This window comes from Pseudomonas sp. NFPP02 (assembly GCF_900119355.1).
Classification (GTDB): Bacteria; Pseudomonadota; Gammaproteobacteria; order Pseudomonadales; family Pseudomonadaceae; genus Aquipseudomonas; species Aquipseudomonas paracarnis.
The window spans coordinates 309651-319223 of the sequence record NZ_FPJI01000007.1; the positions used below are offsets into that span (position 1 = coordinate 309651).

Annotated in this window: 3 protein-coding genes and 1 rRNA gene; all 4 read right to left on the reverse strand. The window is 62.3% G+C overall.

Annotated elements, in window-relative coordinates:
• Positions 1-86: 86 nt before the first annotated feature.
• The gene (recD, locus tag BT204_RS15005) at positions 87-2159 is read right to left on the reverse strand and encodes an exodeoxyribonuclease V subunit alpha (RefSeq protein WP_034128795.1); all 2073 of its coding nucleotides are present in this window, start codon (positions 2157-2159) and stop codon (positions 87-89) included.
• Positions 2156-5827, reverse strand: coding sequence for an exodeoxyribonuclease V subunit beta (recB, locus tag BT204_RS15010; RefSeq protein ID WP_072447280.1), 3672 nt, complete (start codon positions 5825-5827; stop codon positions 2156-2158). The genes recD and recB overlap by 4 nt, the downstream gene beginning before the upstream one ends.
• Positions 5824-9276, reverse strand: a complete 3453-nt coding sequence (recC, locus tag BT204_RS15015) for an exodeoxyribonuclease V subunit gamma (RefSeq protein WP_072447282.1) — start codon at positions 9274-9276, stop codon at positions 5824-5826. Before recC ends, recB begins: the two co-directional genes overlap by 4 nt.
• A gap of 160 nt (positions 9277-9436) precedes the next feature.
• Positions 9437-9552 (reverse strand): 5S ribosomal RNA (gene rrf / locus BT204_RS15020).
• Between the last annotated feature and the right edge of the window lie 21 nt (positions 9553-9573).

Sequence of the window (9573 nt, forward strand, 5' to 3'; positions counted from 1 at the left end):
GCGGACATCCCCACGAAGCACAGCATTCGAGGGGTTCGCTATTTTTTCAGAAAAATCAGACATCTGAATAAGAAATATCGCCTGACCTACCAGTCATTTTTTTCAGACGGAAGGTCCAACTCCAACATCAATCCGCTCAGACGCTTGACCTTGCGCCGCACCGCTTCCTCAAACACGCCGCCGCGCGGCTCAACCAGGCTGAACCAACGTTTGGCACGGGTGATACCGGTATAGATCAGCTCTTTGGTCAGCACCGGGTTGAGGGCATCCGGCAGGATCAGCGCGGTGTGAGTGAACTCCGAGCCCTGGGATTTGTGCACGGTCATGGCGTACACGGTTTCCACATCATTCAAGCGGCTGGGCAATACAAAGCGCACGCCGCCCTGGCCATCGTTACGTGGAAAGGCCACCCGCAGGACGTGGGGGCCACCGTCGCTTTCGGGCAATTTCAGGGCGATGCCGATGTCGCCGTTCATCAGGCCGAGCCCGTAATCGTTGCGGGTCATCAGCACCGGTCGGCCTTCGTACCACTGCTCGTCACCTTCGATCAGGCGTACCTTGCGCAACGCCGCGGTGATGCGCAGGTTGAGCCCTTCGACGCCCCACGGGCCCTTCCGCACGGCGCAAAGCAGTTGAAACGCGTCGAAGGCGTGCAGCAGTTGTTGCGCCCAAGCAGTCCAGGCTGGACCGTCACGCGGTGTGTCCGCAGAGGGGCGCGCCGATTGCAGCAGGTTCAGGTAGTAGCGATAACCTTGGGCGCCATCGCCCTGCCCGTCCAGTACCAGGCGCTCAAGGGCGTGGTCATGCTCACCCTTGAGGCTGACGCAGAACAGGTCGTCGTGACGGCCTGCAGCTAACAGCTGGCGGGCCTCTTCGGCGTTTTGCTGGTTGACCCAACGCGCCAGTTGACCAATACCGCTGCCCTCGCCGAAGCGGCGCGAATAGCGCAGCATCACCACTTGCTGGGCCAGGGGATGGCTGCCATCGAGGTCTTCTTGCAAGCCGCTGCTGCTGAGGTCTTCACCGCTGACGGCTTGCAGCCAGTGGCGAGTCTGCGGGCTGTACCAGCCGGCTTCGGCATCGCGGCACAAGTCGCCGAGTACGGCCCCCGCTTCTACCGAGGCCAGTTGGTCTTTGTCGCCCAGCAATACCAGGCGTGCATGGGGCGGCAGGGCGTCGAGCAGGTTGGCCATCATTTCCAGGTCGATCATCGAGGCTTCGTCCACCACCAGCACATCCAAAGGCAGCGGGTTGCCCAGGTGGTGACGGAAGTGACGGGTGCCCGGACGGCTGCCCAACAAGCGGTGGACCGTGGTGACCTGGGTGGGGATTTTTTCCCGCACGTTGTCGGGCACTGTCAGTGACAGCACTTGCTGGCTGATGGATTCGGTCAGGCGCGCAGCGGCTTTACCGGTGGGCGCAGCCAGGCGAATACGCAACGGGCTGCCGGACTCCACGGCGGGCGCCTGCAACAGCGCGAGCAGGCGCACCACGGTGGTGGTCTTGCCCGTACCGGGGCCGCCGGTGACGATGCTGAAGGCGCCGCGGGTCGCCAGGGCGCAGGCGAGCTTTTGCCAGTCAATCACTCCATCGGGCGCCGGTTGGTCGAACAGGCGATTGAGCCGTTGCGGCAAATCGGCGGCGGCGTCTTCCACGCTGGCAAGGCGCAGGCGCAGGGCGCGGTCGATACGCCGCTCGTAGGCCCAGTAGCGGCGCAGGTACAGGCGCTTGCCGGACAACACCAACGGGCGGCTACGAGCCTCCTCGCTGCCATCGACGGCCAGCGCAACCAACGGGCTTGAAGCCAGGGCATGGCACCAATGCGCGCCATCCAGGCCGTGCAGCAACTGTGAGGGTAGCAGCATGGCGCCAGTGTGCAGGTCGCCTTCGGGCGGCAATGACAGGGCGAAATCCGGCGCCTTGAGGGTTTCGAACACATCCAGGCAGACGTGGCCATGGCCCAGTTGATGGCTGGTCAAGGCCGCCGCCAGCAGCACCAGGGGATCGGCCTTTGGGTCCAGCTCGTACAGGAAACCGACAAAGGCTTTGTCCAAGGCCCGCAGCCAACCCCGCTCGACCCAACGTGCAAGCAACTGCAGCAGGTCGGCAGCACGATCGAGGGGCAAAAGCGCCTCCAGCGGTAACGGCGACAGGCTCATAAGAGCACTCCTTGTTCCCAGGCGGGCTCAACCTTGGGAGGGATGGGCTTGCCCTGGAACAAAAGGTCCAGGTTTTCGATCAACTCACGGGGCGGTCGGGTGAAATACGCGCCCTGGCTCACCGACTGGCTACCGCGCAGGAACAGGTACAGGGCACCGCCGACGTGCTGGTCATAATCGTAATGCGGCAAGCGTGCCTTGAGTTGGCGGTGCAGGGCCAGCAGGTAAAGTACGTATTGCAGGTCGTACCGATGCTCGAGGATCGAGTGTTCCATGGCGTCCTGGGTGTAGGCCGAGTCGTCAGGGCCGAGCCAATTGGATTTGTAGTCGGCCACGTAGTAACGGCCATCGTGCTCGAACGTCAGGTCGATAAAGCCTTTGAACATGCCGTTGAGCAGCACCGGTTCGGCGGCCACACGGGACACGCCGCCATGGGTGTGCTGGCACACCAGTTTGTCGAGGGCGAGTACGTCGACGGTGTGACTGGCAAACCAGAATTCCATCTCGATCTGGTACTGCTGCAGGCCACTGAGGGTGAAGCGCTCGTTGTACAGGGGCAGTGGCGTGTGCAGCAGGTGCTCCAGCCAGCCGCTGAGGGTGACGATCCAGCCTTCCCAGTTGCGGCGGTTACAGCGCGCGCCCACGGCTTTTTCGATCGCCTCCGGGGTCACGTTGAAACCTTCTTCACCGGCCCATTCCAACAAGCCGTGAAGGAAGGTGCCTGGGTTGGGACCGCGTGGGAAACGGTGAATATCCCCGCCGGACGCGACCGTTTCCCGAGGGGCATCGGGGTCGAGGCGTTCGTCATCGAACAGCTTCTGGGCCTGTGGGCTTTCGGGGGCTTCGAGGTTGGCGGCGCTCATGCTGTCGCCAATGCGCAAGGCGCTATAGGAGGCAATCCACCAGTTTTCTGCGGCCTTGCGTGCAGGCAGCAACGGCGCGAGCAGGGTCGCTTGGTTGCGCGGCGGGTGGAACAAGATGTCTTGGGCGTCCGGCACAAGGTCATAACCGATGGCCGCGCAGCCTTGCTGCAAGTCCAGCAACCACCGCGCCAGCCCCGCTGACTCGCCCAACGACGCGCCGGCACCGAGCAAATAGCCCAATGCCGACAGGTGCAAGACCGAGCTGCTGTTATTGCCGCGCTTGAGGTCGGCGATGCCCAGCCAGCAGGCATGTTTGGCGCGGGTCAAGGCCACGTACAACAAACGCAGGTCTTCGGCCAGGCGCTCATCGTCGGCTTGGGCGATCAACTCGGCCGTGGGTCGCAGGCTGACGTGGGACTTGCCGTGTTCATCGTGGTAATGCAACGGCAAGCGACTGCCATCCACGGGCTTGGCCGAACAGATGAACGGCAGGAACACCAAGTCGTATTCCAGGCCCTTGGATTTGTGGATGGTCACCACTTTGACCAGTTGCTCGTCGCTTTCCAGGCGCAGGATCTGTTCTTCACCGGCCTGCCCCGACAGCGCCAGATGCTCGGCCAAATGACGGATCAACGCCTGCTCGCCATCCAGTTCCGAGGCGGCCTGTTGCAACAATTCACTGAGGTGCAACAGGTTGGTCAGCACCCGCTCGCCATCACTGCGGGCGATGAGGGTTTGCGGCAGCTTGAAATCGTGAAGCAGGCGCCGCAGCATTGGCAACACGCCTTGGGTACGCCAGATGGCACGGTAGCCACGGAACTGCATCACCCGCGATTCCCACGCCAGTTCGTCCTGATTCAGACGCTCCAGCTCCGACAGGGACAGGTTCAGGGTGACGCAGGCCAGGGCTGCACGCAGCGGGCGTTCGACATCCGGTTCCGCGCAAGCCTTCAACCAGGCCAACAGGTCATGGGCTTCCTGGGCGGCAAACACCGAGTCTTTATCCGACAGGTACACACTGCGCACGCCGCGGCGGGCCAGTTCCGCCCGTACGGCTTGGGCTTCCTTGCCGTCGCGCACGAGGATGGCGATGTCTGACGGCAACACGCCCTTCAAGCGCCCCGCTTTCACAAAGCCTGCGGTGCCTTGCTGCCCGCCATTGAGCAGCGCAACGATTTGCGTGGCGCAGGCGGCGGCCAGGTGTTGACGATAAACCGCGTTGGAAATCGGCTGGTCGGTGGGCAGGTGCCAAAGGTTCATGGCCGGTAGCGTGTGACCGTCGACCTGCAACTGCTCGCTGCGGCCTTGGGACAGTACCGAATGGAACGGCACCGGGTTATCGCCATTAGGCTGGCGAAACAGGAACGCACCACGGCCGGTTTCCGCACGCTGGAACACATGGTTCACCGCCTCGACCATCGCATGGCTGGAGCGGAAGTTGGTGCCCAGGGTGTGATGGCGGCCGGTGGTGGCCTGCCGGGCGCGCAGGTAGGTGTAGATGTCGGCGCCGCGAAAGGCGTAGATCGCCTGCTTGGGGTCGCCGATCAGGAACAGGCCGCTGTCGAGGTGGTTTTCTTCGATGCGGTAGATGCTGTCGAAGATGCTGTATTGCACCGGGTCGGTGTCCTGGAATTCATCAATCAGAGCCACCGGAAATTGCTCGCGGATCACACTGGCCAGGCGCTCGCCACCGTCTGCCTGGAGGGCGGCGTTGAGGCGGATCAGCATGTCGTCAAACCCCATCTCGGCGCGGCGACGTTTCTCTTCCTCGAAACGTTTGCCGACCCAGCCGGCAGCGTGTTGCAGCACCGCCGCGTCGGGCGTTGGCAAGGCGTCGAGGCTGGCTTTGAGGCTGGCCATAGCCTCGATGCCAGGGTGCTGCGGCGGCTCGCCTTTCCACGCTTCGGCCATTCCGTCGGGCGTCAGGCGGGTGAAGCCGGTGCCGATGTCCAGTTGTTCCAGGGTTTCGTCAGCGGCCCAGGCGCTGATCTTTTCGAACCAGGGCTCGAAGTAACGTGCTTGCATCTTGCGCCCATCGACCGCTTTGGCAGCGACGGCTTGCAGGCAGATATCCCGCAGCTCGGCAGCCCATTGTTGCCAGGGTGCCTTGAGGGCAACTAGCGCGGCGCGGCGTTCTTGCAGGCAGGCGCTGATCAGTTCGGCTGGCTCGCGGGTTTCGTCGGTGGGCCGCTCGCTGCCGAACAACGCACGCACCCGTGGCATCAGCGCCGCGGGGCCACCCCAATTATTGCGCACCCAGTTGAGCGCATCGTCGTGCATTGGGTAGCAGAACAAGCGCCAGTAGTCGCGCAGCACTTCGCCCAGCAGGTCGCTATGGTCGGTTTCCAGGGTTTGTGTGAACAGGCTGCCGCTGTCGAACGCATGTTCGCGCAGCATGCGCTGGCACCAACTGTGGATCGTGGAGACTGCGGCTTCATCCATCCATTGCGCGGCGATGTCCAGGCGATTGGCACAGGCGGGCCATTGCTGCGGATCATATTGCTCGCGCAGGTCGGCAATCAGCGCATCAGGCTGTTCGATTTCGTCACGGAAGAAGCGCGCGGCTTCGGCCAGGCGGATGCGGATACGTTCACGCAGTTCCTTGGTAGCGGCGTCGGTGAACGTCACCACGAGGATTTGCGGTGGCAGCAGTTCGCGGTCGAAACCGGATTCATCACCGCCGTGGCCGAGCACCAGACGCAGGTACAGGGCGGAGATGGTGAAGGTCTTGCCGGTGCCAGCACTGGCTTCAATCAACTGGCTGCCTTTGAGCGGGAACGCCAGGGCCAAGGGTTTGCCGATCATGCGCTGGCCTCCGTGCTGGAAAGCGATCGCCAGGGGGCGTTGATCAGCGGGCGATACAGGGTTTCGCACCAGCCTTCGAACTCTTCACTGGCGACCAGGGCCGCGTAGTCGGGAAATTGCCGCGTAAGGGCAGGCGTTTCGCGGCGTTCGCCGTCAGTGGTGATGCCATCGCCTTCATAGGCTTTGCTCGCAGCCGCTTGGGCCTTGGCGGGATCAGCCTGGCCGAGCCAGGCGAACGCGGTTTTCACTGCGACCGGAAGCGGCGCGCTCATTCCCGTGTGCCAGGCCAACAGCAGGTTACCGAGAATGTCCTCGGCGCCGGCCTTGTCCAGTGGGGCCAACAACAAGGTGTCGTCACTGGCTACCAGGCCGGTGCTCAAGGGCAGGCCACAGGCGCAGGCCACCACGTGATTGACCCAGGGGCGGATGAGGCGGTGCCACTTACGTGTCTTGATCGAACCAATACTGTTGGGGATGGTGGTGACGCTTAAAAGTCCGCCATCACTGCGTCGGTGCAGACCGCTGATCCAACCTTCCAGCTGGATGCCTTGGTACGCAAAGCTGACCGGTTCAGCGCCAGTATGCGGGGTGGGCCACAACGCCAGAAGCTGTTGATAGCGTTGCACCAGGTCCGGCAGCGGCTCGATCAGTTCGTTACGCAGGCATTCACCGAAACCCACCATCGGCAGCAGGCCGCTGCCTTGCAGCCGCAGGGCCTGGGCGGTGAGAGCCTGATCGAGTTGGTCGGGTTGGGTGAGTGCCGCGTTCAGCAGGCTGTCGCTCAAGCTGTAGCGTTGCAATGCGTCCAGCACGAAGGGTTCTTCATCAGCCAGGGGCACTTCAGCGGCTTCGAAGAATACTTTCAGGCGCTGGCTGAAGAAGTGTTTGACCGGATTGCGCAGGAAGTCCTGTAACTGGCCAAGGCTCAGGGGTTCTTCCTGTTGGTGAGGCGTCAAGCCTTGCTCTTGGGTGATGACCGCCGGTGCCTGATGCAGCAATTGCCATTCGCGCGCATAGCTGAACAACGAATCGCCTTCGTGGAAATAGCGGGCGCTGAAGGGTTGCAGCGGGTGCTCCTGGGTCATTGCGTCGATCAGCGGCAGATCGTTGCTGGCGTGCTGCCAGCCGCTGGCGAGGTGGTCGCGTAGTTGGCCGATCAGCACCGAGGCCGGGCGATCGCTGTTGTCACGGATGCTGCGGCCTACCCAGCTGATGTACAGCTGGTCACGGGCTGACAGCAGCGCTTCGAGCAGTAAGTAGCGGTCGTCTTCGCGGCGAGAACGGTCGCCGGGGCGGTAATCGCTGCCCATCAGGTCAAAATCCAGGGGTGGCTGGGCCCGCGGGTAATCGCCGTCGTTCATGCCGAGCAGGCAGACCAGCTTGAACGGGATCGCACGCATGGGCATCAGCGTACAGAAATTGACCGCTCCCGCCAGGAAGCGCTGGGACAGGCGCCCCTGATCCAATCCGGCCAGCCATGCCTCACGTACTACCGTAAGAGGTAACTCGTCTTGCAAGCCGACGGATTCGCAGGTTTCCAGCCAGGTTTCTCTTAATTGTTCGAGCTGGCCCAGCAGGTAGTCATCGTGCTCGCTGCTGGGCAGGAAAAACAGCTGCATCAACCGTTGTAGACGCTCGCCCCAGGTTTGTGGCGACGCGGGTTCCGATAACGCTTGATGGGCATCGTTCAAGGCGTCAAGCAAGGCGACCAGTGGGCCGATCAAGGCCGCATCGAGGCCACCGATTTCGTCATAAGGTTCAATACCGTCGCAGGCCGTGCCGGTACCGACGGCATAGCCCAGCAGCATACGGCGCAGGCCGAATCGCCAACTGTTTTGCTCCAGTTCCGCGGGCAGGCCCAAACCGGCGCGTTGCTCGGCATTCAAGCCCCAGCGGATGCCGGCGCCTTCGATCCAACGATGCAAGGTGGGCAGATCACGCTCTTTGATGGCGAAGCGTTCGCGCAGGGCCGGGACGTCGAGCAGGTCGAGGATTTCGCTGACAGGGAAGCGGCTGTCGGGAAGTTTGAGCAAGTGCTCGACGGCGATCAACAGCGGGTCGCGACCACGTTGGCCTTGGTCTGTAAGGGTGAAGGGGATGAAGCGTGGGTCATGCCGTTCGAGCTGGCCGAAGACCGCGCGAATATGCGGTGCATAGCTGTCGACGTCGGGGACCATGACGATGATGTCCCGAGGGCGCAGGGAGGGGTCAGCGCTGAAGCGATGAAGTAATTGGTCGTGGAGGATTTCCACTTCGCGTTGGGCGCTGTGGGCGATATGGAAACGGATCGACGTATCGCGTTGCAAGTCGACAGCGGGCCAGAGCTCACGGGTTTCATTCAACGGGCGCAGTTCGAGGATATCGTCCTGGAGTTGGTTGAGGAGCGTGGTGGGTTCGCTGTCGCTGAACAGGTCAATACGGCCGTCGCGAAATGCGGCGCGGTAGCTGTTGGGGTCATCGTAGCTGTCCAGCAGACTGATGTAATCACGGCCCTGCTTGCCCCAGGCAGCGAGCAGCGGATGGGCGTGCTGGTGCAAAGTTTGTGGGTCGATAGTGACGGGCATGCTCGTTTTGCGCGCCTGGCGTTTGTATTCGTTACGCAGCAAGTCCTTGTCGGCGACGATGTCCGACCAATGATGGCGGCAGGGGTTATGCACGCAGAGCAGGACCTGGCTGAAACGGGCCAGACCCGCCAAGGCTTCCAGCGCCTGGGCCGGCAGCGATGAGATGCCGAAGACGATCACCCGGGGAGGCAAGCCGGGCGGTGCTTGTTCAAGGCTGTTGATGCGCTCGATGAAGCGCTGATGTACGCCGGCCCGGCTTTCGGCCATGCCTGCTTCACCTACATCCAGCAGGAGCGCGCGCCACAGCTCGGCTTGCCAGCAGTTGGCTGGGTTGAGCGGTTTGGACTCGCCTCGACCATTGCGCAGTTGGTGCCGGCCTGCGGCCCAATCTTCCAGCCAGTCGGCACGGTAGACCTGGTATTGGTCGAAGAGGTCAGCCAGGCGCTCGGCGAGTTGGTAGCGTTTGCGCAGGTCGGTGTCTTGCGTCAGGAAGCGTTGCAGAGGCTCGAAGTGCGGTTGGTCGATCAGCTCGGGTAACAGCCGCATGAGGCGCCAGGTCAGCGGGGCTTTATCAAGCAGGGACTTGGGCGGGATTTCGTCACGGCCCAAAACCATACGATAAAGCTGCCACATAAAGCTGCCAGGCAGTTGCACGTCGATGGCTGCGGCAATGCCACAGCCGCCCATATCATCGGCTTGCGGGTCTTCGGCCAAGGCCAGCTTGAGCCATTGGGCGATGCCGTTGCTTTGTACCAGGGCGATTTCGTTTTCCAAAGGCGCCAGTGGGTAACGGCGCATCCAACTGACCACCAGGCTTCGCAGCTCGTCCAGGCGGTTGCCATGAACCACCATGAATCCAGGACTGAGGGACGTCGCGTCCGGCATAACGGCTTCCTTGGGAAAAGCAAAATCGAGGGATGGACTTTAGCACTGTGGTGCACGGGGCGAACACAAGGCGAACAAGTGTACGGCGACAAGGCGGACACTTTTCGAGCGCCCAAAACAAAACCCCAACTGCTTTCGCAATTGGGGTTTCGGAATTTAATCTTGACGATGACCTACTCTCACATGGGGAAACCCCACACTACCATCGGCGATGCATCGTTTCACTGCTGAGTTCGGGATGGGATCAGGTGGTTCCAATGCTCTATGGTCGTCAAGAAATTCGGGTACTGAGTCGTG